Annotated in this window: 17 protein-coding genes; 7 read left to right on the forward strand and 10 right to left on the reverse strand. The window is 44.5% G+C overall.

Annotation, left to right across the window (positions count from 1 at the left end; translation table 11 throughout):
- Positions 1 to 3: 3 nt before the first annotated feature.
- From tamL to B5X68_RS16300, 4 genes are all read right to left on the reverse strand, one after another.
- Positions 4 to 2,445 carry a translocation and assembly module lipoprotein TamL gene (gene tamL, locus B5X68_RS16285; RefSeq protein WP_082216139.1) on the reverse strand — a complete coding sequence of 814 codons (2,442 nt, stop codon included), beginning with the start codon at positions 2,443 to 2,445 and terminating at the stop codon, positions 4 to 6.
- Positions 2,435 to 7,363, reverse strand: coding sequence for a translocation/assembly module TamB domain-containing protein (locus B5X68_RS16290; protein ID WP_082215830.1), 4,929 nt, complete (start codon positions 7,361 to 7,363; stop codon positions 2,435 to 2,437). Before B5X68_RS16290 ends, tamL begins: the two co-directional genes overlap by 11 nt.
- Positions 7,364 to 7,445: 82 nt before the next feature.
- Complete coding sequence (locus tag B5X68_RS16295) at positions 7,446 to 8,159, reverse strand: hypothetical protein (protein WP_082215831.1); 714 nt, start codon at positions 8,157 to 8,159, stop codon at positions 7,446 to 7,448.
- 283 nt (positions 8,160 to 8,442) lie between these two features.
- Positions 8,443 to 10,872: a TonB-dependent receptor gene (locus B5X68_RS16300; protein WP_229208451.1), complete on the reverse strand. Its 2,430-nt coding sequence runs from the start codon at positions 10,870 to 10,872 to the stop codon at positions 8,443 to 8,445.
- Positions 10,873 to 11,168: 296 nt separating this feature from the next.
- Between B5X68_RS16300 and B5X68_RS16305 the strand changes: the two genes are divergently transcribed.
- From B5X68_RS16305 to lolA1, 5 genes are all read left to right on the forward strand, one after another.
- On the forward strand, positions 11,169 to 11,372 hold the full coding sequence (locus B5X68_RS16305) for a hypothetical protein (RefSeq protein WP_082215832.1): 204 nt from the start codon (positions 11,169 to 11,171) through the stop codon (positions 11,370 to 11,372).
- A complete protein-coding gene (locus tag B5X68_RS16310; protein WP_082215833.1) occupies positions 11,363 to 11,851 on the forward strand; it encodes a DUF6036 family nucleotidyltransferase in 489 nt (162 codons plus the stop codon). Before B5X68_RS16305 ends, B5X68_RS16310 begins: the two co-directional genes overlap by 10 nt.
- Before the next feature lie 64 nt (positions 11,852 to 11,915).
- Entirely contained in the window at positions 11,916 to 12,947 is a 1,032-nt protein-coding gene (locus tag B5X68_RS16315; RefSeq protein ID WP_082215834.1) for a quinone-dependent dihydroorotate dehydrogenase, read from the forward strand.
- A gap of 39 nt (positions 12,948 to 12,986) precedes the next feature.
- On the forward strand, positions 12,987 to 15,518 hold the full coding sequence (locus B5X68_RS16320; protein ID WP_082215835.1) for an FtsK/SpoIIIE family DNA translocase: 2,532 nt from the start codon (positions 12,987 to 12,989) through the stop codon (positions 15,516 to 15,518).
- Positions 15,519 to 15,611: 93 nt separating this feature from the next.
- Positions 15,612 to 16,262, forward strand: coding sequence for an outer membrane lipoprotein periplasmic chaperone LolA1 (lolA1, locus tag B5X68_RS16325; RefSeq protein ID WP_170916665.1), 651 nt, complete (start codon positions 15,612 to 15,614; stop codon positions 16,260 to 16,262).
- An 82-nt stretch (positions 16,263 to 16,344) separates the two neighbouring features.
- Here the strand turns inward: lolA1 and B5X68_RS16330 are convergent, their stop codons facing one another.
- The 6 genes from B5X68_RS16330 to B5X68_RS16355 all read right to left on the reverse strand — a co-directional run bounded on the left by B5X68_RS16330 (position 16,345) and on the right by B5X68_RS16355 (position 22,548).
- Complete coding sequence (locus B5X68_RS16330) at positions 16,345 to 16,812, reverse strand: ferritin-like domain-containing protein (RefSeq protein WP_082215836.1); 468 nt, start codon at positions 16,810 to 16,812, stop codon at positions 16,345 to 16,347.
- A 141-nt stretch (positions 16,813 to 16,953) separates the two neighbouring features.
- A complete protein-coding gene (locus tag B5X68_RS16335; protein ID WP_082215837.1) occupies positions 16,954 to 17,922 on the reverse strand; it encodes a lipid A deacylase LpxR family protein in 969 nt (322 codons plus the stop codon).
- 26 nt (positions 17,923 to 17,948) lie between these two features.
- Positions 17,949 to 19,049, reverse strand: coding sequence for a DNA topoisomerase IB (locus B5X68_RS16340; protein ID WP_082215838.1), 1,101 nt, complete (start codon positions 19,047 to 19,049; stop codon positions 17,949 to 17,951).
- A 120-nt stretch (positions 19,050 to 19,169) separates the two neighbouring features.
- Positions 19,170 to 21,458 (reverse strand): ATP-binding protein, encoded by a 2,289-nt coding sequence (locus tag B5X68_RS16345; protein WP_082215839.1) that lies wholly within the window; start codon positions 21,456 to 21,458, stop codon positions 19,170 to 19,172.
- A 2-nt stretch (positions 21,459 to 21,460) separates the two neighbouring features.
- Entirely contained in the window at positions 21,461 to 22,078 is a 618-nt protein-coding gene (locus B5X68_RS16350; protein WP_082215840.1) for a biliverdin-producing heme oxygenase, read from the reverse strand.
- A gap of 26 nt (positions 22,079 to 22,104) precedes the next feature.
- On the reverse strand, positions 22,105 to 22,548 hold the full coding sequence (locus B5X68_RS16355) for a response regulator (RefSeq protein WP_082215841.1): 444 nt from the start codon (positions 22,546 to 22,548) through the stop codon (positions 22,105 to 22,107).
- Between the two features lie 185 nt (positions 22,549 to 22,733).
- Here B5X68_RS16355 and B5X68_RS16360 point away from each other — a divergent pair, with 185 nt between their 5' ends.
- Both B5X68_RS16360 and B5X68_RS16365 read left to right on the forward strand, forming a co-directional pair.
- A complete protein-coding gene (locus B5X68_RS16360; RefSeq protein WP_082216142.1) occupies positions 22,734 to 23,297 on the forward strand; it encodes a DUF4142 domain-containing protein in 564 nt (187 codons plus the stop codon).
- A 209-nt stretch (positions 23,298 to 23,506) separates the two neighbouring features.
- Positions 23,507 to 25,066, forward strand: coding sequence for a sulfatase family protein (locus B5X68_RS16365; RefSeq protein WP_082215842.1), 1,560 nt, complete (start codon positions 23,507 to 23,509; stop codon positions 25,064 to 25,066).
- The last annotated feature ends 4 nt before the right edge of the window (positions 25,067 to 25,070 follow it).

Raw genomic sequence — 25,070 nt, forward strand, 5'->3', positions numbered from 1 at the left:
AAGTTAAAATGGTAACCCGACCGCAATGTTCAGGATCAGGTTTTCCCGCCTCCATGCCTTGCTTCTGAAATTTACTTCATTGAAAACCCAGGGATTTTTGTAAGTAACCTCGCCCTCTGGTGTCTGAGATGCGATTTCTTTTGTGTACCAAGGTTTGCGGAATGGCGTTGCAATGTCCAGTCTGAAAATCAAATAAGAGAAATCAAGTCGTAAACCAATGCCGCCACCAACTGCGATTTGTTTCAAAAAGTCACCGCTTATAAGTGCACTTGAATCATATCTTGCTCTTTCTGGACTACCAAATGACCAGATGTTTCCGGCATCCATAAATACGGCACCATTAATGATATTGGTAAATTTCAGCCGAAGTTCTGAGTTGAACTCCATTCTTATATCAGCAAAATTCTGATAACCAATTAATGCAATTGTTGCCGTATCAGGTGTATAAGCTCCTGGTCCCAACGCACGTGCACGGAATGCCCTTATCCCAGTGCTACCACCCCCAAAATACTGTTTAAATTGCGGTGTAGCCATATTTTTTGAATTTCCATAGGGTTTAATAGCACCTAAAAGAAGCCTGTTGGCCCATTTTATACCGGGGGTAATTGTGCGATAATAGCGAATATCGCCATCTAGCTTTACATATTGGAAAACGGGGACCTTCAAAAACTCTTTCGCGTAAATTTTCGCGGTGTCATCCTTGGAGTGTTTCGCAAAGAGGCTTAAAAGGTTACCACCATAATCAATCCCACCGGATAATGCAAACTGATTTTTTCCAAATGGTTTTGGCTGGGGACGGTAAGATATGGTATAATTGGAACCTGCAATGAAATATTTTTGCTCAACGAGCGTCATCAACCTTTCAAAGTCAATAGGATTAGTGTTGGGATTTGTCCCAATTGCGCCCAATTTTTCAATATCTACCTTTCTGGGTTGAATATAATTTAGCGAGATTGGGGTCAATGTGTGTACAACTTCCGAGTTTTTGCTCCAAATGTAAGACCAGTCACCACGGATGGAAGTGGTCGTATAAAGTCCGCGTTGAACCCGATTTTCATAATTTACAGAAAGCACGGTTTTGGGCAATGCCTGGCTTTTTTCCGGGCGTATGCGAACAAATGGAATGATAAATCGAGGAAAGGATAAGTCTGCGCCGATACCGTAGCGGATGTATTCGTTGCCAATTCTGTTCGGATTTGCTTCCTTGTTCCCACCCAACTGCACGTCAAATCCGAAAAAAGCTTTAATAGCAAGCATTTCCGCTCCTCTGAATGTGTTGCGATTCCGCCAGGCCACATCCAGCTGAGACCCGCCCAAGTTATTTGATTTCGTACTGGCACTCAGGGTTGTTTGAAGCGCTTTCTTTTTCAACGGTTCCAAATCGTAACGAACATCCAACAAGGCGGAGTCGGAGCGCGGGACAAGATCAAATTGGTTTTTTACAAACTTGAAATTTTGAAGATTGACCAATCGTTGCAGGGATACATTATGCATTGTATTCGTATACATATTGCCCCTCCTGAAACCAATCGCATCATAGAAAATCCTCCTTTTGTATAGGTTCCCCGGATCTTTGATGTTAAGCCCTCTCCTGAGCGGTTCGCGGCCAGTTGTCGAGTCGGCCAAAAGACTTTCCTGACTTCCTGTGTTTACGTAGATTTTGTTGATAAAGTACTGTTTCAGCGAAGTCTGGGCGGTTTGTGGCTTTACTTCGAGAAAGATATTTACCTGCTGAGGAGCAAGTGTGGAATCTCTTTTCCCGATAGTAGAATCCACTTTAATGATCAGATAATCGGGATTGAAAAAGTAATAGCCCTTGCCTTTCAATTCGAGGTCAATTCTGTTTCTTTCGGTAGAAATCACATCCAGGCGCGGCGGTTCTCCTTTTTTTAACAGCGTTTTTTGCTTGGCTAAAATAAGATCACGGTTAAACAGAGAACTGTCCCTAACCACATAATTAATTTCGTTCATTACATAGCGCGGCATCACATAAGCATCGAATTCATAAATGGCAGTTCGGCGTTTTTCTTTTTTACTTGGAACGAGCTTTCCAGTCGCTTTCGAGCGATAATAGGCCTCATTATCCAGATAGGAAACCATATTTGCAGCATTAATGTCGGCCACCCGCTGTGTTGCGAACTTAGGAGCTTCTCCCAATTTATTGCGAAACCAGCTGCGCAATCCGCCTTCGTCTTTCGGCTCACCAATAAAATACCACCACCATACTTTCCAGGGAAAACCTAAAAGTGTTTTATTGGGTGGCGGCTTCACAATCGCTTCCAGTTCAGACGCGAGGCCGGATACATTTGGCTTCGTGATACTGTCCGCCGTTACATCTACTTTGCTGCCCACATAAAGACTTTGACCTTCCGGAATGTACTTATTCACTGAACAGCTGCTCAGCGTTACCAAAAAGACCAATATGCCGAATACACTATTTCTCATTTTTTTGCCTTTGGAAAAATTCACGCAGCAGGTCGTAGTCTGCCGTTACAATAAAACTTACACCGGTTTCGATGATGAAACCTTCCAGAATAGACTGATATTGATTCTTACGAAAGGCCCGGAACAAATACCGGCCATCTTTTGTGATCGCGTAGTCCAATGCAATGTTGTCGAAAACTTCGCTGGAACTGGCTGAGTTGGACTGGCTTTCGATTTCAAAGTTTTTTCCAACTGAAATTTTGAGGCGATCATTCAAAAATGCTTTACTCAAACCCAGGTTAAGATCTGTCCGAGCGCCTGTTGTCTGATCGGCGGTTGAGTTAACACCAATATCCAGATCGACGCCTTTCACCAGATCGGAAGCCAGGTTATTCAACTGATCGCTCAAGAGCTGGCTTACGCTTTGACGTGCAACCGCTTCTGCACTCGATCCGAGATTGAAACCTGGCGAAGATTGGTCTGTGATAAACTTATTTGTAATCAACAGCGCAAATGCCTGCTTGTTCATCTCAGACGGATTGTTCTTCATCTCTTCCCAAAACCGCTGACTTGTCAGCTCATTGGTTACTTGCTTGTCAATGGTCTCGTCCGGCACAATGTTGAATGTAATGTTCGGCGCGGTCAGGTTTCCTGTGATGACCACTTGCACCTGAATAGGGACTTTACTGGCACCCTGGAATTTGGAACTGATTGATCCCGGATCAACTTCCACGGTATAACCAGCTGTAATGTTCAATTCGGCGTTCATTACATCACCGGTCCAGAGGAGGTTACTTCCTTTCAAGATCTGGAATTGTCTTTTCAGGATTTGCAGTGTAAGGTCATAAGAACCTTCGGTCACGTCGTAGGAGCCGAGCATGAAAAGCTGGCCGTTAGGAGCAATCCCGGTGTTTAATTGCGCATTTCCTTTAAGCCGGATATTGTCACCATTCAATTCGTCAATTACAACTTTGAATTCCGACTTGTCATCGACATCAATGTCGAGGGATATTTGTGATGCGAAATCAACGGTTGTTATTTTAGCCGCAGCTGAATCCGCCACGGCAACCTGTGTTGAATCGCTCATATCCACGAACTCAATGATGCCTTTGGAAGCATCGCCGGCTTCCGTAGCATCGTTAGGAAGCACAAATGTGATATTGCTGCCCGGATCCACTTTAATGCTGCCGTCAATAACCGAGTTCGCGCCTTGCCCTTTTACACTGAGGTCGGCATCAATGTTGGCGTTACCAAAAAACAGCTCGTTTTGCTTTTGTGTTGAATTCAGCACATTGAAATTCTTGGCATCAATGGTTAGGTTATAGCCAACATCGGGAATGTTTGCAATGCTCACATTACCGTTGATCTTCATTTGCTGGTTCGTTGAATCGGCAATAATGAAGTTATTAAAATTGATGTTTTGGCCGTTGAAATTGATTTTCTGATTAGCCAGCGAATAGCGTGAGCCAAGCTGGGTTGCATTAAAAGCAACGTCGTTAAAATTAATTGCGCCGTCCAGTTTTGGACTGTCGGTGGCGCCAGTGATGGCGATATTGCCGGTTAAGTTTCCGGTTGCCTTTTTCAATTCACCAAAACTAAATGCCTCAATCGTCTGCGCGCTCAACCTTTTCAGGTCCAGCTTGAAATCCATCGGGCTTTCGGATTTGAGATTGTAGCTTCCGTCCAGGGTCATATTATTCTCCCCATTGGTAAGCGACATATCCACCCGGATCAGGTTTTCAGTTTCGTTGGTTGATTTTAAAGCGAGGTTACCCACCGGGATTTTCGTAACAGCCAGGCTGTCAATCGTGAGTTCACCCGTATAAACCGGCGCTTTCATGTAATCGCTCAATAGAATTTTCCCATTCAAAATCCCGGTTGCCAGCGTAGAATCGCGAGTGGCAATCCCGATCATTGGGCCAATTGAAATATTGGCAATTGCAATATCCAGCGGACTGTTTGGTGCTTCGCTGGTAGAATTAATGGTTATCGACTGATCTTTACTTTTGATTACAAAATTTTTGATATAAAGACTGTCAGGTGCATAGGAAATATAGCCGGAAGTGTCGGTTTCCCATTTGAGATAATCCAAAAGCAAGCCTTCACGCAAGTTTAGCCGGTAACGGTTATCCGCAATAGCAAGATCGCCCAGCACTGCATGGCGCTCCGTATTCACGGAATCTCTTACGATAAAATCGAATTTGACATCATTATCCACAATTTTGCTTTCCAATGATGCATTCTGAATCCTGAAACTGCCTGTGTTAACCAAACCAACATTGGCATTCAGTGCGGCGTTTTCATTTGTATTACTAAAATCAACAGAAACCCGCTCGGTTTGAATGCTGTCGTAGTTCACCATCGGAATGGTCAAGCGCGCTACAATAGAGGAATCCTGCTGGTTGTCCAGTTTTGCCTTAAACCGGATATCATTCATTTCTTTCAGCGCAGGAACGAAAGTGGTAATCAGCGGGTGATTGCTTACAGTTGCGTCGAGTGTGAAATTAACGGGCTTCGTGACCGGATTATAAGTAAGGTTAGGCGCTTTAAAATGCTTGCCGACTTCGGTTAACAGTGCATCCGCAATTTCCGTATATACAAAATCACCTTTCATTTCTGCTTTCAGAAAAGGTGATTTGATATTTGCCTGACGTTGTCCGCTGGAATCCGTCAGCTGCACATTCACGGAATCAATTGTTATTGGCCTGCGGTGATGTGTAAATGTGAAATTATTGATATCCACAGTTCCCAGTGGGTTTTCGGGATTTGTGGAAGGCATATCTACTTTAATGTCTCCTTTAATTGCTAATGAATCTGCATAAAGGTGCAGGGCTGTCAAATCCAGCTTTTCAATGGAAACATCAGCTTTTACGGAAGGATATTCTTTGGAAAGGTCTGCCTGGGCAGTCAGGTCTACATCAATGTTCTGATCATTCATTGTTGCCGAAACATTAGCAAAGCCATTGTCGACATCTCCCTTTAATGTTAGATTGTTGTACACATAACCCTTTATATCAGCACTTGCTACTGTTCCGTCCAGACTTGCCTTCATCGTTTTGGGTGCATAACCAACGCCTTCGAGGTCGGTTCTGAGGGTCAGCTTGCCCATTTGTTCAGGCGGCTGCTTCATCATCCTGCCCAGATCAAAATCGGTGAAAGCCAATGTGCCGTTGTACTGTGCCCTAATGCTGTCTGTAATGTTTTTCAGGTTACCAGAAAATGTTCCCGTGCCAAAAGAAGTGTTGATCGTGGTTGTCATCGTGATGTTTTCCATCGATCCTTTCACTTTTCCAGTGATCTTTATGTCTTCCGGAAGTTCAATAGAAGCCGGCACTGCGCTGTCGGGCAGCATTTTCATCAGATCCGCTTTTGTTGAAGAAAGCTCATTGATGGTCATGTCCACGGCAAGCTTATTGGCGTCCGGCAACCCCTGAATGCGACCGTCAAGTGCCAAAACAGTTCCGTTCAACATACTGAAACGCGCCTTTGAAATAAGCATATCGTCCACAGAGCCGGTAACAAGTCCGGAGCCTTTCAGCATTCCGTTAGGTTCTTTGTTAAATGGCGGGGTTTTGGCAAGATCAGGAACCAGGAGCAGAATGTCCGCAAACGCAACTCGGCTGTCGGTGAGCCGAAGCTTGATCTTTACGTTTGCAATGTCTTTGGCTAGCTCGTCGAGGTTTTTGTACCGAAGGCTCAATTCATCCCTGAGCAGCGTGTTAGGCGTTTTTACGTAGAGGTTCCTAAGATATGTTTCTTGCGCGCCATATTTAAAGTTGGTGCGAAACTCCTGCAATTTAAACCCGCTCTTTTCCTGAAATGAGCCTGATTTAAGCGAGCCGGCAATGTTTTCAGGAGAGAAAATGAAGTTTTGCAGATCTATATTGAGATCCTTAACATTCAAATGCGCAAAATCCAGCCCCTTGGGTTGAGCCGGCGTATTGAAATCGTCGTAACGCAAGTCGTTGTTAACAAGCTTGATATCACCTACTTTCACATTCCAGCCCGGCGTTGCGGCTTCTTCCGAAGTTGTGTCTTTTTTAGCCTCGGCTTTTGCTTTTTTTGCAAACTCAGCATAAAGAGACATTTTTTCAAGGTTCAGATTGCGAACATCCACGTACTGGCTTCCCATATAAATGTTGTTCACATGTCCTTCCAGTTTCCCAACTGAAACGCCGTTTTTCAATCCAGCGACTTCATCTTCAAACAGCCATTTAAATTCCCTGATGTCAATGTCACCCACCTTAATGTCCAGTGAATCAGCAGGATCGGGAACGTTTTCCGGAGTGGTTTCCGTCTTGAGTGGCTGATACATCCTAAGCTTAACCTCGCTGCCCAGCAAAGCTAGCTTGGACGGATGATATTGGGAAAGCGTAGGGTTGAATTTGTCAAAACTTACATGAGCCGAATCAATGTTGGCGATTGCATCCGTGCCAGTAACGGCATCGCGATACGATAAGCGAACATTTTTAAGGGAAATCTGGTCGAGCCGCATTTCCAGCGGCTTTGAAGTTGTATCAACGGTAGCGGTCGTATCTGCGCTGGCGAAAGCGTCAACGATAAACTGAAAGTTGAAAACGGTGTCGGGTAAAACCCGGTTAATGTTGGCATTAATGCCTTCAAGTTCTACTTTATTGATCCCGACATTGCCCTTGATGAGGCTGTACATGTCGAGATCAACATAAAGTCTTTTGCCGGCAACCAGCGTGTCGCCTTGTTTATCTTCAAAATAAACGCCTTCCAGCAGGATCCAGTCCGGGACGTCGAAGCGCACTTTTTCAATATTGACTTTTGTTTTAAGCTTTTTCCGCAGATATGAATTGGCCTGTGTTGTCAGAAAGTTTTGTCCAAAAGGTGTTTGAATACCCCAAATCAAAACACCAACCAGGATCAATATCGTCAGAATTACAATTGCAAATACTTTTAGTGCTTTCTTCATCCTTTTTTATTATGCCCGGCCCTAACTCAGGGCACAAGTGATAAGTTTCCTCGTGCTATAAAATTCACGCCAGCACCCGCGATTATCTTCTGAATAGTTCAGGGGCAACCTGGCTATTAATGGTGGCCGTTGATACCACGGTAACCGGTTTTTTGTCTAAACTATTGATTTCGACCAGTTTGGTGGGGTATGAGATGCCGTAAGCAGATTTTGTGTAATTGGACATATCTGTAGTCGTTTCTACACCCGCCAGATTCTTGCGTACTCTCTGCAACAGGCCTGTTTTGGAATCGAAATAGAGGTTATATTTCACACCTTTGCCCTGCAATTCTACCTGGGTCACCGGCACGCTGTTCAATGTTTCGATGCCAACGGTGGTCGCGATCAGGCCCCTGTTTTTGTAATCGATAAAAGGCGCCAGAAGCTCATACATTTCCCAGCGCATATTTTGCTGTTCGGCCTGGCTCAGGTCTTTAACATCCGTTCTTTGCCCGATCGGCACTTTGATCCATCCTTCGTTGCCTTTCACCGTGTACACAAAGCTGCGTTTCATAATGGTTTTGGACTTCGAAATGGATTGATCAGGAATGGAAACAGTTACGTTTGCATCGTATGGAGCAGCCGAAGCTGCGGTGTAACTTCTTTTCAAATTGATTGTTTTTACACCGTCCCACAAAGCTTTGCCGCCTGTGGCTTTATAAAAATTGGAAAAAATAGAATCGGCAGGCACTTGCTGTCCAAAGGAAAGGACGGAAACGAGCAGCAGTGCGGTCAAAATGTTCAGTGATTTTTTCATGTCAATGTTTGTTTTGGTATGGATAACGGATTACAAGTCTTACTTGGAAAAAACGATTTGTCTTTCGCTGAGTTAGATCAGGTATTTCGTTAGGGGTTTAATTAAGTCAAATAATTCCACTACTGCATTGCCTGTTTTGCAAAAACCATTCCACCAGTAACACTTACGAACTATTAAGGATGTTTGTTGGCGAAATAGCTGTTTTTATACATCAAGTGATGCGTAAAATGCAAAAAGGGAAGAGTGATCACCCTTCCCTTTGCTATCAAGTTGTTATTTCAGATCAGGCGTCATCGCCTCCGCTGGCACTTATTTTCCCAAAGCGATATTGGAAAGTAAGATTAACAAGCCGGTTGGTCTGCTGCCAGAGTGAATTTTGGGAATATGTTGCCGTGTTCAGCTGGCTTTTATAAGCCCTCGACAAAAATATATCCTGAACATTGAACGAGAGTGTTGCCTTTTTTTCCAAAAGCTCCTTACGAATACCCATATTGGCTACGAACACACCTTCACGCGTTCCCTGCGCAATGGCTCTTGGCCCTTCATAATTGATGTAAGCGGATGCTTTAAAGTCAGCCGGGAGCGTCACGAATGCATTTAAATTTCCCGAGTAACTCCAAGTTCTGTTGTCAATCTGTGCAACCTGGGATACGACTTCGCTTCTGTAAACCCTCCCACTGCCATTGATTTTCAGCACTTCGAAAAGGGTTTGGGAAAAGTCCGTTTCCAGTCCGTAGGAAAGCTCGCGGCCCACGTTCGCAAATTGGGTCAGTGATATGCCAGTTTCGTCAATGGTCCGGATACGGGTGATAGCATTGTTGGAATAATCCATGAACAAAGATGGTCCCCATCCACCGGATGCTTCGTAATTGGAATAACCCATTTCCGCCTTATGTGTAAATTCAGGTTTCAGTGATGGGTTTCCGGATTGAATGTTCCTTGGGTCCGAAACGTCGGTATAAGGGTTAAGCCAATCCGCTTCCGGGCGTTGTACGCGGCGGCTGTAATTGAGCTTCAATTGCGCCGTTTCACCCAGCTTTCTGGTCAGCGCAAGGCTTGGCACCAGCGTAAGGAAATGCACATTGAATGCACGGTTAATGCTTATTTGATTTATATCCTGATTGTAATCCGTCACCCGCAATCCCGCACGCATGCCCCAGAGATCGGTCTTTTGGGAAAAGGTCATGAAACCGGTGTAAGTCGCGTCTTTGTAGCCAAACACATTGCTGATGTTCGGATCGAAAACGTAGCTTCCCGTTTCTTTGGACATATTGTAAAAGGAATTGGTATTATCATTGGCACTCATACGCGAGCGCAAACCCACTTCCAATGTTGCTTTTTTAGTAATCGGCCACGTGTAATCGGAGTTAAGAAATAGGGAATGACGTTTGTTATCGCGTAAATTTTGCTGATTGCGCATCAGGCTGTCAATTTCACTTTCCTGATTATAGTAAGATTCACCGTCCGATTCGCCCAACGAGTAACTGGATGTGAAGGTGAGCTGATGGTCTTTATCATCAAACTTCTTCCGGTAATCCAGGTTGAAGTTTAAGTTTTCACCATTCCCTTTGCTGTTATTAAGACGATTGAACTTTTCGGTTGCGTTACCGGAAGAGAAGCTGGTTTCATTTAAGAGATTGCTATTATTACGGCTCTGGTCACGCGAATAGTTTACGCCCACTTCCAGCGAATTTTTATCATTGATATCGTAATTGACACCAATGCGTCCGAATGCATTTTTCCCTTTGTTACCACCTGTTCCGGTTTGTTCAAGGTGTGACGTGTTCTCGGAGATAAAATTGTCCCGGCTCAGGTTTCTCTTCCAGGTCATATTTCTGGTTTGTCCGCTTAGCGAAGCATTCACGCCTACTTTTCCCAGGCGATAGCTGATGTTCCCCGATGCATTATGGTTGTTCTTACTGCCAAGGCTCGCACGCAAACCGCCGTTTGTGCCGCGTATTTTCGTTTTTTTCGTGATAATGTCGATAACCCCGGAAGCGCCTTCGCCTTCATATTTTGCAGAAGGCGTTGTCATTACGTCGATGCGTTCGATCAGGTTTGCAGGGAAAGATTGAAGAATTGTGGGCAAGTCGCTGCCGTATAAATTCGAAGGCTTGCCATCGATCAGGACCACCACATTGCCTTTGCCACGAACTTGCGGATTGCCGTTTTCATCGAGCGAAACCGCAGGGACTTTTTCAAGAAGGTCGCTTACATTGTTGCTGGTGGCCAGCATATCCTTGCCAATGTTGACGATTTTCTTGTCAATATCGTCCACGATCATGCTCTTCTCGCCCTTAACGATAACCTCGTTCAGTTTTTGCGCCTCTGGAAGAATTGTGATGTTGCCCAGGTCAAGCAGGTTGGCTTCCGCCGAAACATTGATATTAGGGACGAATAATGTTTGGTAACCCATGTTGGTAACCCGCAAAACATATTTTCCCGGTGTCACATTGGCAATGCTGAATGCGCCGTTTTCATCGGCAACACTCCCGCTGGCCAGTGATGAATCTTTGGATGCGAGCAGGGCGATCGTAGCAAAACTAACGCCGACATTGCCGGGAGATTCAACAATTTTTCCGACCAGTTTACCGCCATCGGCTTTTGTGTGTTTTGTAACAATCGGAGGAGCGGCATTTGCGTTGAAGGAGATAGAAAGGGGAATGTTAAGCAGGAATAGAGCGAGGAAATTAAGAAACGGAGTTCTTTTCACGGGTATAGGTTTTAGATTTTTATTAGGAGTTAAGTTATTTAATACGTTTATGGGGCGTGTGTTTTGGATAAAACCGGGTTCGCAGAAAGCCAACCGTTCTATCAAGGCATGAACATTTGTAACGCGCACTATATCTGATTAATTACATAAAATTATAAAAAAATTAAGAATTGAAGAATTTTAAAATGCGGTTGGCCCAATACATAATTTAAAGTCTCTTCATTTTTGCTGAAATGCCAATTATCAAGAGAGCGGAAAGGTTTTCATTATATTTGTCTACTTGCTGCATAGTACACATGGAAAACAAAAAAGTAATCACTTTCTATAAAGACAAAAGCGATCCTTATTTTCAGGCAATGCTAGACGGCATGAAAGAAAGTCCGGCGGAACGCTTCGTTAAATTTTTCGAGAACAAAGCTAAAATGGACGAATTCCTCGGACTGGTCAAACCTAAAGGATCTCGCCGCACACTTGTAATTCAAAAACCGGAATGGATTTAGAAAACAATGAATTTGTCCAGTTCACTAAATGTGCTCATGAACAGAAGCTAGAATATATGGTCATTGGAGGCTTTGCCCTTTTTCTAAATGGTTTAAATCGGGCTACTAATGATGTCGATATCTGGATTAAACCAACTCAGGAAAACGGTGCCCGGCTCGTTTCTGTTTTTCGCTGTATGGATTTAGATGAAAGCGCGTTGGCAAAACTTGAATTATTAGATTTTACGCAGCCTCAGGTGTTTGGTTTTGAAGGCCAAATTGACATCTTAACCAGCATACACCGACTTTTTGACTTTTCAGATGTTTTTGCAAGGTCAAGGAAATTTGAAAGTCCTCATGGGGCCATAATCCATTTTCTGCATTTGAATGATCTGAGGGAGGTAAAGCTTTTAGCCCGAAGACCGCAAGATATTCGTGACGTTATCATGATTGATGATTTTTTAAAGTTGCAGAATGATGCAGACGGCAAGAATGAATAAGGGTCAATAAATAAAAATCCTGTAACCGACAGACGCTTCTTCTGAAAGATCATATTTTTGCAGGATGTATAAAATTCTCGTTTCTCCTATACTTTTCCTGTTTGATGCTGAGCGCATCCATTATTTTGTCTGTGAACTGCTTCAGTTCGCTTTTAAAATCCCTTTTGTTCCGCGAATATTAAGATCTGTTTATACTTATGATCACCCGGACCTGGTTCAGGAGGTGGCTGGATTGAAATTTCGCAACCCCGTCGGACTAGCCGCCGGATTTGACAAAAATGCGGAAATGGTGGACGAGCTGGAAGCGTTAGGGTTTGGTTTTATCGAGATCGGGACAGTTACGCCAAGGCCGCAGCCAGGCAATGAAAAGCCAAGGTTATTCAGGCTGAAAAAAGATAAGGCGCTCATTAACAGAATGGGTTTTAATAACAAAGGCGCAGCCGTTGCTGCTGCCAAGCTTGCAAACCGAAAATCGAAAATCCTGGTAGGAGGGAACATCGGAAAAAATAAGGACACACCAAATGACCAGGCGCTGGACGATTATTTGATCTGTTTCAGGCAGCTATTTGATGTTGTTGACTATTTCGTTGTGAATGTGAGCTCACCTAATACACCCGGATTACGCGATTTGCAGGAAAAGGGACCGCTTACTGCGCTGCTGCGCGAACTTCAGAAAAAGAATAAGGAAAAATTTAATCCAAAACCCATATTTTTAAAGATCGCACCAGACCTGACGTTAAGCCAGCTGGACGATATTATTGACATTGTAAAAGAAACCGGGATCGCGGGCGTTATCGCTACCAACACCACTATCAGCCGCGCAGACCTTCGGACGAGCCAGGCTGAAATTGATAAGGCAGGAGCTGGCGGGCTGAGCGGCGCGCCGCTTGCACACCGCGCGACGGAAGTAATTCGTTACATTTGTGACAAGTCCAATCATGCATTTCCGGTGATAGGAGTTGGTGGAATTGGTTCGGCACAGGAAGCTGTCGACAAAAAAAATGCAGGAGCGAGCCTGCTGCAACTATACACAGGATTTATATATGAAGGGCCAGGTTTGGTAAAAGACATTTGCAAATCATTGGTCAGAAAGTAAGAGATAATACCACTTCACGCATCCCAGAATTGAAGCTAAATGTCAGTAAATAAGCTTAGAGGAAATACTCAGCGCCAGAAAACAGAAGAAACAAGCAGTCCCGGTTTTCGAATATCATTGGATTGGGACCACATTTTTTCCAATCCAAAGAACATCCTGGCATGGGGCACGTTTTTCATTGTGCTCGGCCTTATCATGGAAATTTCTTTCCTTTCCTACATCATCACCGGCCTTTCGGATCAGAGCGTTATTGACGGCATTGGCCAGGAATCTATTCGTGACGCAGGGCGACAAACGCGCAATTTCTTTGGCGTGCTCGGTGCGGTCGTTTCTCACTTTTTCGTTTATCGCTGGTTTGGTGTGGGCGCGCTCCTGCTTCCGCTGGTGCCTTTTATTGCAGGCTGGAAAATGGCTTTTGGTAAGGAACTGTTATCTCTGACCAAAACGACCAAAGAGGTCATTTTCTTCACATTGTGGCTAAGCGTCATGATGGGCTACGTGGTTTTAATGAGCAATAAAGAAAATACATTAAGCTTCGTTTCGGGCGGGATTGGCTATATGGTCAACGTTGCGCTTTTTGACTGGCTGAAATGGGGAAGCGTTATTCCTATCATTTTTGCATTATTTGTATTCGCCGTTTTCTTTTACGATGCCAAGTCAGCGTATGAAGCCTGGCAGCAAAAACACGCGAGGCCGGATATTGGCTCCGATGTGAAAGAGGAAGTAGTGCCCGGAGCTGAGGAAAAGGTTGTTGCAGAAGAACGCAATTTCACTTCGGTGGTTAATGACACATATGACGACGAGGAATTTGTAGTGGAGGAAAAGGCGCAGCCGGTAAAACCGGTTGTTGAGCTGGAAACCGAGCCAAAGGCCGAAGTCGTTGCTAATGCTGCGCCGGTTTTTATTCCGGTAACGCCACCACCTGTTACACCCGTCCCATCGACGCCGCTCAAGCTGGAACTTGAAGTTGAGGATACAACCAGTCATTCCAATGGTCAGGTAGAAGAAGAGTTTGAAGATGAGGATATTAATGCAACGGTTTTGCGGGAGTTTGGTCAGTACGACCCGATGCTTGACCTGCCTACTTACCAGTTTCCAAGCATTGGCCTGCTGAACGATGCGGTGGATAACCAGCACGAAAAAGTAAGTCAGGAAGAGCTTGAAAGCAACAAAACCAGGATCGTCGACACGCTAGGAAGTTACGGGATCAACATTTCGAAGATCAAAGCCACCATCGGGCCGACGGTTACATTATACGAGATTATCCCGGAAGCAGGGGTGAGGATCTCAAAAATCAAGAATCTCGAAGGAGACATTGCATTGAGTTTGGCTGCGCTCGGCATCCGGATCATCGCGCCTATGCCCGGTAGGGGAACAATTGGGATCGAGGTTCCTAATAAGAACCGGGAAACCGTTTTTATCCGTTCTGTTTTGTCCAATGAAAAATTCATGAAGGCAAATTACGATTTGCCGATCGTGCTTGGGAAAACCATTTCTAACGATATCCATATCGTCGATCTGGCGAAAATGCCCCACTTGTTAATGGCCGGGGCAACGGGACAAGGAAAGTCTGTTGGATTGAATGTGATCCTGGCTTCGCTGATCTATAAAAAGCACCCTGCTGAGTTGAAATTCGTTTTGGTTGATCCTAAAAAGGTTGAATTAACATTGTTCAACAAACTGGAAAGACATTTCCTTGCGAAGCTCCCTAATGCCGAGGAGGCAATCATTACCGACACCAAAAAAGTTATTTTCACACTGAATTCATTGTGTATAGAAATGGATTCGCGCTACGATCTGCTGAAAGAAGCAGCAGTTCGTAATCTGAAAGAATACAATGCCAAGTTTGCACAAAGACGCCTTAACCCTGAAAAAGGGCACCGGTTCCTGCCTTACATTGTGCTCGTCATCGATGAGCTTGCGGATTTAATGATGACAGCCGGGAAAGAGGTTGAAACACCCATTGCACGACTTGCCCAGCTGGCGCGTGCGGTTGGTATTCACCTGGTTGTGGCCACGCAACGTCCTTCTGTTAAGGTTATTACGGGTCTTATTAAGGCCAATTTCCCTGCCCGTTTATCTTTCCGTGTAACATCAAGCATTGACTCCCGGACTATTTTGGATATGGGTGGCGCTGAGCAGTTGGTGGGGCAGGGCGATATGCTTTTGGCGATTAATTCAGAAGTGATCCGTTTGCAATGTCCTTTCATTGACACACGCGAAATCGAAGATGTCTGTGAGTTTATCGGCGCGCAACGAGGGTATGATGAGGCTTATGCATTGCCGGAATATGAAGGTGAAGATGCATCAGAGGGCAAAGCAGACCTCAATCCGGACGATTTCGACGGATTGTTACCGGATGCTGCCAGGCTTATTGTAACGCATCAGCAGGGAAGCACATCACTGATACAGCGCAAAATGAAGCTGGGTTATAACCGCGCAGGCCGGATCATGGATCAGCTCGAATTGCTGGGAGTAGTCGGTCCGTTCACAGGAAGCAAGGCGCGTGATGTAATGTTCCACGATCTGAGCGGTCTGGAAGAACACCTTCGCATGAGGGGCTTGATCTAGCCCATTAAACCATCCCGGTTGCAATTGGTCTAAAATTTGTAACAAACTGTTTCACACCCCTTATTTAACTTACTAAGAACCAAAACGTTTTATATGAAAAGTTTCAGAATCAGTGCCTATTTCTTCGCAGCAATGGTGACCTTAGCTTTGTCGGCCACACCGGCCAGCGCCCAGGGAGACAAGAAATCGTCAGCCATTTTGGAGGCAATGAGCAACAAATACCAGAAAATTAAATCCTTTAAGGCTGTATTTACCTACACACCGGAAGGAGGGAAGCCGCTTAAAGGAGAAGCAACGGTGAAAGGAACTAAGTTCAGGCTTAAAATGGCTGGTCAGGAGATTTTTAATGATGGAAAGCTGATGGCGACCTACATTAAGGAAACCAATGAGGTGAATCTTCAAGACTTTGATCCGACAGCAACAGGCGATTTGGATCCAACAAAAATTTACACAGCATACAAGAAAGGCTTCAAATACGCCTTCCTGAAAGAAGCGAAAGAAGGCGCGAAATCGCTGGAAGTGGTTGAGTTGACGCCCACTAAGAAGGATAGCCAGGTGAATAAAGTGCAGATTGCAGTTAATAAGGCCGATAAGTCCATTAACAGCTGGACGATATTCCAGAAAAACGGGCAGGAAGTAACTTATAAAGTGAATGATTTCCAGCCGGACGTTGCTGTTGCAGACACTTATTTTGCATTCAATGCCAAACAATATCCGGGCGTTGAAGTTGTAGACCTCAGATAATTTATTCAGTTATACAAAAGTAAGGCGGCGGAATCTTTTGATTCCGCCGCCTTTTTTATTTAAGCAAATTGTGCACTGATAATTAATTCACAGCCTGGTGCAAATCCCGATATTTCTTGATCAGGTTGTGCGACTCAAGCAATTCTGCTTTTTGATTGGCAATGACCTGTCTGATATTTACCGGCAGATCCGTATCTGTTGCCAGGGCATCATCATATGCTTCCTGGGCTGCATCTTCACCATATTCACAGCTTTCAAGGACCGAAGTTCTATCGTGGCCTGTGAATGTGGCTTTAATATCCATCCAAACTCTGTAAATCTTTCCTGAATTTGTAGTGCCCGTTGCAATCTCTCCGCCCAAATTTCTCACCTCAGCACTCAGCTCATCTATATTCTGACGGCTTTCGTTGGCCATCTTTTGAAATATCCCTCTCAAATCAAGGTCAATGTCCTCTACTTCCTCAACCGCTTTCTCATAACCGTCGATACGGTCGTTATTGATTTTTATCAAGTCATTTAAAACTTCAACAAGATTTTCATTGGTTTCCATAACTATGCTTATTTTGAGTTTGTGATAAGTTTATCCGTTATTGAAGACCATCCTAAAAATGCTGTGCCATCGCCTAATTTGGGTTAAATAGACATTTTAGCGATTTTGAGTTAGACGTATATGTAGTTCTTTTTGCACGGATTACAGAGCAAAACCAATTTTAACCCCTCCCCAGCGGTGGTCCATTCCGGTGCGGAATTCTTTGGTAAGAAAAGACTGATAATATTCCAGATAAATACGCCAGCATTGAACGACCACACCGAAATTGTCCTGAAATGTTACTCTGTTGATTTGAGATGATCTTAATGTGTAAGGACTATTCCGCGCAAATAAGCCGCCTTGCAATGTGGCGTCGTATGCATTGAAACCAATGAGTGGCTGACTGTAAATATAGCATTGAATGTTCTTCCTGGATTTTAACGGCCTGTTTTCAAATGGTGCATTGAATTTCCCAACGCGAACCGTAAGTCCTGCTTGCGCCTTATTGGTTAATGTGCCAATCTGAATTTGGGTTTCGGTGTTAAGCGCGACAATATTTTTGAAATTAAAAACCTGTTTCTGAAACTGGACTTCATAGTTGATGACCACATCGTTCTTAATCTGATTTTGCCAGCCCTTCGGGTCGCGGTCGCCCGTCCATTCGTGAATTTTCGTTTGCATCTTGCCGGCAAAAGCAGCCGGTCCGATCATGCCCGTGCTCAGGATAGCAACCAATCGCGTTTTTTTGAGTGAGTCAGTTGAAATACGAAAGGATTTGAGCATAATGCATCCGGCGAAAGGACGATCATTATATAGGATAGCCTCGCTCGAAATGCTCGTCGGCGTGAAGCCATAATGCTCAAAAGCCAGCCCATAATGTGTGGACTGGCCTTTATTCAGCAAAAGTTTGTTGAGTGGATTCTTTCCTAATCCCGGTGTAATAACTTCAAAACTGTAACCTTGCGTGTAGTAATAGTCACTTTTAGCAAAGAAATCATTGTCGTAATGAATCCTTATATATTTGTCTCCAATGGCATTCCGAAACGACGCGGTTTGGTCAATTCGCTGCGCAATGCTGGTTTTTGGAATTACTAAAAGGGCTAGAAAAAGGATTTTGAGATAACGTGTCATACATGATATACGCTATCCAGCCTTCTCTAGACCTGATTTGCCAGCAAAGACTTCACATGTTGTTCGCTTTCCGTAAAAAGCTTTATTTCCTCCACCTGCTTGTTCAGGAACCGCTGGATTCTGCCGTTTTCATATGCCCTGAAAACTGCGGGGTGAACATAGTATTTTTTGCACACCGTTCTGGTGTTTCCCAGATGCGCCGCCACAACGTCCAGACACGTGTTTAATGTTCTGGTCAGCTGCCGCTGCGTTTCATATTTTTCCTGATGGCTCAGATATTCGAAAGCGGTTACGGTCCCCATCCAGGTCCTGAAATCCTTTGCAGAGAAGTTTGAACCCGTGTATTTCCGGATATAATCATTCACCTGGCCAGCATTCAGCGAACACCGGGTGCCGTTCTCCTGGGTGTATTGGAAGAGCCGCTTCCCCGGCATTTCCTTGTATTGCTTTACTAACCTGGCCAACTGTGTGTCCCGCAAAGTAATGTCCTGTTTGATGCCTTTTTTTCCTGTAAACATAAACCGGACCGTGCTTCCTTTCACAGTGGCGCAGCGAGCATCCAGCGTGGTGATTCCCGAGGAGCCATGCTTTAATTTATATCGCTGATTTCCCACCCGCATACAGGTTTTATCCATAATCTTGATCACCAATGCAATGGATTTGTCCAGATCAAAACTGTGCTTCCGCAAATCATGCTCCACCTGTTCCCGAAGCTGTGGAAGGGCATCCGAGAATGTCAGGAGGCGATAATATTTTGTCTGGTTGCGGATCAGGTTCCAATGGGGGTGATAGCGATACTGCTTTCTGCCTGCTTCGTCAATTCCTGTTGCCTGAAGATGCGTGTCGGGATCCTCGCTGATCCACACTTCACGCCAGGCCGGAGGCAGTACAAGCCCTTTGATCCTGTTGATCTGGGTTTTGTCTTTAACCCTGTTCCCCAGTTTATCAAGATAATAAAATCTCGGCGATTTGCCTTTTCTGAGAAAGCCGGGGGCATTACCGGATTGAATATAATGAAGACCTGCCGCAGCGGCTGTGAGTGCAGGATCTTTTCGTAATTTTTTAATCTGTTTTGCAGTGATGACGGGCGCTTCTGTCAACGTTCCAACTGCTACGGCTACCGACATAGATTTTGTACTGTTAGGCTATATCTTCACTCACTATTAAAGTGATACCAGCCTTAACAGGATGCTCATTCATCCGGCGATGAGGAACATTCTACTCAATTTGAAATCCCTTCCGTGAGCTTATGAAAGGCTCACCGGAAGGAACAATGTGAAGGTCGAGCCATTTCCGGACTCGGAACGCGCTGTAATAAGTCCCTTATGATTTTCGGCGATTTTCTTACAAATTGCCAGGCCTATGCCGGTTCCCGGATATTTGTGAGCCGGATGAAGTCGCTGAAAAACGTCAAAGATCCTGGTTTCATATTCGGCGTCGAATCCTATTCCGTTGTCTTTGAAAGAAATACCATAAAATTTTTGAAGCGGAGAAATAATTTCATTGATCGCACTGCCGTCAACAATATTCACTTTTATATCAATGTCCGGCGCTGTGTCGGGATCGGTGAACTTAATAGCATTGCTGATCAGGTTCAGGAATAATTGGTGAATCTGAAAAGGGATAACCCTTAATGTGGGTAGTTCCTGCGCATGGATCGTCACATGTCTTTCTTCAATATTGTCCTGCAATTCACGAAGCACATTCTTCAAAATAATGTTCAGGTCTATTTCTTCAAAGACCTTTTCCATGTTTCCCGCTTTGGAGTAAGCAAGAATATCTTCGATGAGGTTCTGCATTTTTTCCGCCGCCAAACGCATGCGTCCCACGGAATCCTTCACCTGCGCCGACAAGTCCGGATCTTCCCGGTCGAGCACTTTGGACGCGAAAATCTGGATCTTTCGCAATGGTTCCTTCAAATCGTGTGTGCTGATCCAATTGAGATTGGCCAGTTCCTGGTTGGCGGTTTTCAATTCTTCATTCAGGGCGCGGTTTGCATCTTCCTGGGTTTGGATCACCCGGTAATTAATGTGTTTCTGCAATGCGTATGAAAACCCGGAGGCAGCATTGATCTCGGATTTCCGCCATGGGGCACCTTCATCCTTCACCACCTGCATCCATAGCTCAAAAGATTTTCTGGGAGAAAGGCGTAATCCCTCTTCGTTAGGCAACACTGCTTTGTCGGGATTTCCGGCCCAGTTTATGGTCTCAACTTTCTCCTGCCGCATCCAGATGATCCCGTCCGAATTTCCTGACAATGCATGATATACAATGCCGGCAGCTTGCTGGGAAATGGTACGACCTTCGGGATAGTGATGGCTCAGGGCATGCGTCACCAGGCCTTGCGTTTTAAAATTGTCGGCCAGGAAATGGAAGAGGGAAATCAATGGTCCATCCGCTGGTGTGATGCCGTTTTTATACAGTTTATTATTTAGAAAAATGGCTGCTCCGGTTGCATTGGCCAGTTTCAGCAGCGATTCATCACGATAATATTCTTCAACAAAATTTTCGTTTTCATGAAGCTTAGAGAGCAGGTCTGCCAAAGACTTATCCACTTTCTGGCTCACTTCAAATTCCTCCGCTACTTCTCTCACAGCAATTTGGGATGTAAGAAAATGTCCGTGAAGCAATGCAGAGAGCCTGGTATAATGCGGCAATATTTTTGGAGAATAATGGTGACAGGCGATCAAACCCCACAATTTCTGATTTTGCAATAAGGAAATGGTGAGTGTTGCCCCGACGCCCATGTTTTTTAGATACTCAATGTGGATCGGCGAAACGCTCCGCAGTATGGAAAGGCTGAGATCCAGTGATTTATTTGTTTTCCCGCTCGCGTCGTCCAGGGTCAGGATGGGGACGGGCGTGTAGTTGATGTCCGCGATCATCCGCAACGGGTTACGGATGTATAGTTCTCTGGCTTGAACGGGAATGTCTGTATGCGGGTATTTTTGTCCGGCAAAAGAATTTAGGTCCTGCCGCTTGCTCTCTGCGATTACTTCACCATTGTAACCAGGATCAAACTTATAAATCATAACGCGGTCGTAGCCGGTGATCGCACGCGTTTCATTGGCTATTTCCTGGCAGAGCTCTGGCAAATAGCTCGTTTTCTCCATAATAGACACAAATGTCCGCGTCTGATTGTAGAGGTTAGGCAGATTAACGGTGCCGTCCGGAAATGGCTCTAATTCCAGGATAAGCGTTTCGTTGCTCTTGTGTACAGTAGTATTGTAGGAAATATCATCTTTTGAGAAAACAAACGGCTTGGCAGAATCAATGCGTTCTGCTGCGGCATATTCCTTGAAACCGTCTGATTCCTGTGCAGGAAAAATATCGGTTAATGTCTTCCCAAGGATCATTTGCGGAGGAATACCAATGTATTCCGCGCAGTTCTCACTGCAAAAATCGATCAGATAATTTTGGCTGTTTACGCCCAGCATAAAGCCGTGCGGTTGTATGCTTCCTGGTATATGGATGGGTTCACTTTCGCAATTTGTCAAATTGACAAGATCGCGGTTCACTATGTTTTTAATGTTCATTCTTACTTTTCAATTACTGCTTCGTCAAGCCAATTGTCTATGATCGTAAATGTGTTAACGGCACCTTCTGTTATTTCCGCGCTTTGCCCTGCATCAATCGCGAATTGTGTAAGTGATGAGATGAAAGATTTCCACATAATGCCGGTTTGCTCACCATAACCCCAAAAATAAGCGCATCCGTTTTCCGGTGTGAGCCCAAGCGTTTTGTTAATGTGTTTATATAAAATCCTGCCTCCCAAAGTTGAACCTTCCAGCACATACATCGCTCCCAGGTGCCCCGCAACTGAGGGAAACGCGAATCTATAAACGGGTAATGCATCTATCTGATGTTGGGTAAAACCGGTAGCCAAAAGATCCCCGGCGATAAGCTGTGAGCGATAACGCTGGTTTAAGTCTGTTATAATATCTTGAATATGAGGAAATACAAAATTTTCGCATCCTAATGTGACGCCGAATAATGCGGACAGGTAGTTTTGATAATCAATCAGGGTAACCCGTTCGTCAAGAATCATTTTGGACAAATAATTCTCTTCCAGTTTCTTGTGGCTGACTGCTGTTTGTTGCCTTAAATTTTGAATAAATAACTCCTGACCGGAATGAAAACTACGCACTTCACTCATAGATGCAACATAAATTTTTCGAAAAACTAATCAGTGATCAAAAATTGTTCCATCCCCAGCAGAGGATCTTGCCGGAATTTGGAATAAAGACACTTCTTTAAAATATCTACCAGGCCTGAAAAGCTTGTCGGTTTCTGGATATACAGGTTTGCCCCGTTCTCATACGCCGAGTCGAGCATATACTTCGCAACCGAAGTTGACAAAATGATCACCCGGACGTCATCAAACCCGTCAAGCCGCTTGATCTCTTCCAGGCATTCCAACCCATTCTTTACAGGCATGTTCATATCCAGGAATATGAGGTCGGGCTTGTAGTCTCCTTTGTTCAGGATTTGCATCAGCCGCATCCCATTTTCAGCAACGACGAGGTCTGTCTTTACCGAAACCTGATCAAGTGCCTCATGAAACAGAAAAGCGTCGTCATCATCGTCATCCGCCAATAAGATCTGGAGCGTTTTATTAGAGCTCATCAATGTTTAATGTGAGGGCTGTCTGCGTTTTTAAATTATAATAGTACTTAAAGAAGAAAGCCATTACGGTCTCCAAAGACAAAAATACTAGAAACTTTGGCAAATGAATATATTCTGTTCCTGCGATTCGTTTGGCACAGTATTTTAACGTATCTGAGTATTATCACAAAAAAATGAAATTGATTATGAAAAAGATAACATTAACCGGAATGCTGTTTGCAGCGATGTTGACATTCTCTGCATGCAACAATAATAAGGCAGAAGATAGCAAAGAGGTCGCTGAAGAGCAAAATGACGCGAAACTGGACGATACCAAACTGGAAGATGATTCAGAATTTGCCGTTGCAGCCGCAGACGGTGGCATGCTGGAAGTACAGCTGGGCGAACTGGCGCAAACCAATGCAGCAAGTGCCGACGTGAAGAAATTTGGTAAAGATATGGCCACCGAGCACGGTAAAGCCAACGAAGAACTAAAAGCACTTGCGCAGCAAAAAAATATTACTTTGCCGATGTCCGTAAGTGATGATAAGCAGAAAAAGATTGATGAACTGTCCAAGAAAAAAGGCGCTGAGTTCGATAAAGATTATATTTCTTTCATGGTAGATGACCATAAAGAAGACATTAGCGAGTTTGAAGAAGCCGCTAGTGATGCCAAAGATGCAGAAGTAAAAGCATGGGCAGCCGGAAAAGTGCCAACGCTGAAACACCATTTGGAAATGGCGCAGGGCATTAAAGATAAGATGAAATAATATCCGTTTGAGTATAGTTTGAGGAGCCGGGAACCTGCATTGGGTTTCCGGCTTTTTTGTGTTCAAACCATTGCATAGTCAAAAGAAATCCTGAATTTGTAACGCAGGAAGGCGCTTTGACGGCAATTTTTATAAGTAATAAAAAGAAACGTTTGTTAAATCCTCCCGGATAAGCTTATTTTGTCTACCAATTATATAGAGTATTGCATATGCGTAAGAATTTTTCACTATTCCGTTCCCTTTTAAGCCTGTTCGTCATCACTGGCGTATCCGGCATTTCGGTTGCTCAAACGGCAACACGTCCTAACATTATCTTCATTTTTTCTGACGACCATGCGTATCAAGGCATAGGGGCTTATGGGAATAAGCTGGTCAAAACACCAAATATTGACCGCATTGCACGCGAAGGAGCATTGCTAACCAACAATATTGTAACGAATTCCATCTGCGGGCCGAGCCGTGCAACATTGCTTACCGGGAAATACAGCCATACCAATGGTTATAAAAGAAACGACAGGACGAGGTTCGACACAAACCAGACTTTGCTATCCAAAACTTTGCAGCAAAGCGGTTACCAAACGGCCTGGATCGGAAAGATGCACTTAAACAGCTTGCCTGCCGGATTTGACTACTGGAATGTACTGCCCGATCAGGGTAATTATTACAATCCGGACTTCATCGGCCAGCCCAACGACACAACGCATTATACAGGCTATGTATCGGATCTGATCACCAAATTCTCGGTTGACTGGCTAGAAAAACGGGAAAACTCCAAGCCATTCTTCCTGATTGTTGGGCATAAAGCTACACACCGCGAGTGGCTTCCCGACTTGCAGGATCTCGGCGCCTATGATAACGTAACATTCCCGCTGCCGGCAAATTTCTATGATGATTACAAGGGCAGGACTGCGGCGATGCAGCAGGATATGAGCATTGAAAAAACCATGCGGCTGAGACAGGATCTGAAAGTGGATGTTGATTACGAGAAAGACTATGCATACAAGCGTTTCACGCCCGAACAGAAAAAGGTTTTCAAGGCATATTATGATAAGGTCGGAAGAGAAGTAACGGATAAGAAATTGACGGGAAAGGCATTAACCGAGTGGAAATATCAGCGTTATCTCAGGGATTATTTTTCAGTTGCCAATTCCCTGGACAGGAACATAGGAAAGCTGCTGGATTATCTGGATAAATCGGGCTTATCTAAAAATACAGTTGTCATTTATGCCTCGGATCAGGGATTTTATCTGGGCGAACATGGCTGGTTTGACAAGCGTTTTATTTACGAAGAATCGTTAAAAACACCATTTGTGATCCGCTATCCGGGCGTTATTAAGCCTGGTAAAAAAGTGGAGGACCTGATCGTGAATGTGGACTGGGCTCCGACCGTGTTGAACATTGCCGGCGCTAAAATCCCTGCCGATATTCAGGGGAAATCATTTTTACCACTTCTGAAAGATGATGCAACAGCGAAAGCGCCCTGGCGTAAGGAAGCATATTATCATTATTACGAGTTCCCCGAACCACACCACGTTTACCCGCATTTCGGCTTGCGTACGAGCAGATACAAGCTGGCTTATTTCTACGGAGGCGCAGATTCCTGGGAATTGTTTGACCTGGAAAAAGACCCTAAGGAAGGTTCCAACATTTACGGGACGCCAGGCACAGAAAAAATCACAGCCGACCTTAAGGAAAAGCTGAAAGCGCTCATGAAGGAATATAAAGATGATGAAGCGCTAAAAATATTAGCCGGAGCCAAAAGCATTTAATTAA

This window comes from Dyadobacter psychrophilus (assembly GCF_900167945.1).
Lineage (GTDB): Bacteria > Bacteroidota > Bacteroidia > Cytophagales > Spirosomataceae > Dyadobacter > Dyadobacter psychrophilus.

Coding starts and splice junctions, on each gene's coding strand:
- B5X68_RS16355 (WP_082215841.1), bottom strand. CDS start 22,548: ATGAGCTCTAATAAAACGCTCCAGATCTTATTGGCGGATGACGATGAT.
- B5X68_RS16315 (WP_082215834.1), top strand. CDS start 11,916: ATGTATAAAATTCTCGTTTCTCCTATACTTTTCCTGTTTGATGCTGAG.
- B5X68_RS16305 (WP_082215832.1), top strand. CDS start 11,169: ATGGAAAACAAAAAAGTAATCACTTTCTATAAAGACAAAAGCGATCCT.
- B5X68_RS16345 (WP_082215839.1), bottom strand. CDS start 21,458: ATGAACATTAAAAACATAGTGAACCGCGATCTTGTCAATTTGACAAAT.
- B5X68_RS16365 (WP_082215842.1), top strand. CDS start 23,507: ATGCGTAAGAATTTTTCACTATTCCGTTCCCTTTTAAGCCTGTTCGTC.
- lolA1 (WP_170916665.1), top strand. CDS start 15,612: ATGAAAAGTTTCAGAATCAGTGCCTATTTCTTCGCAGCAATGGTGACC.
- tamL (WP_082216139.1), bottom strand. CDS start 2,445: ATGAGAAATAGTGTATTCGGCATATTGGTCTTTTTGGTAACGCTGAGC.
- B5X68_RS16295 (WP_082215831.1), bottom strand. CDS start 8,159: ATGAAAAAATCACTGAACATTTTGACCGCACTGCTGCTCGTTTCCGTC.
- B5X68_RS16320 (WP_082215835.1), top strand. CDS start 12,987: ATGTCAGTAAATAAGCTTAGAGGAAATACTCAGCGCCAGAAAACAGAA.
- B5X68_RS16335 (WP_082215837.1), bottom strand. CDS start 17,922: ATGACACGTTATCTCAAAATCCTTTTTCTAGCCCTTTTAGTAATTCCA.
- B5X68_RS16290 (WP_082215830.1), bottom strand. CDS start 7,363: ATGAAGAAAGCACTAAAAGTATTTGCAATTGTAATTCTGACGATATTG.
- B5X68_RS16360 (WP_082216142.1), top strand. CDS start 22,734: ATGAAAAAGATAACATTAACCGGAATGCTGTTTGCAGCGATGTTGACA.
- B5X68_RS16310 (WP_082215833.1), top strand. CDS start 11,363: ATGGATTTAGAAAACAATGAATTTGTCCAGTTCACTAAATGTGCTCAT.
- B5X68_RS16330 (WP_082215836.1), bottom strand. CDS start 16,812: ATGGAAACCAATGAAAATCTTGTTGAAGTTTTAAATGACTTGATAAAA.
- B5X68_RS16350 (WP_082215840.1), bottom strand. CDS start 22,078: ATGAGTGAAGTGCGTAGTTTTCATTCCGGTCAGGAGTTATTTATTCAA.
- B5X68_RS16340 (WP_082215838.1), bottom strand. CDS start 19,049: ATGTCGGTAGCCGTAGCAGTTGGAACGTTGACAGAAGCGCCCGTCATC.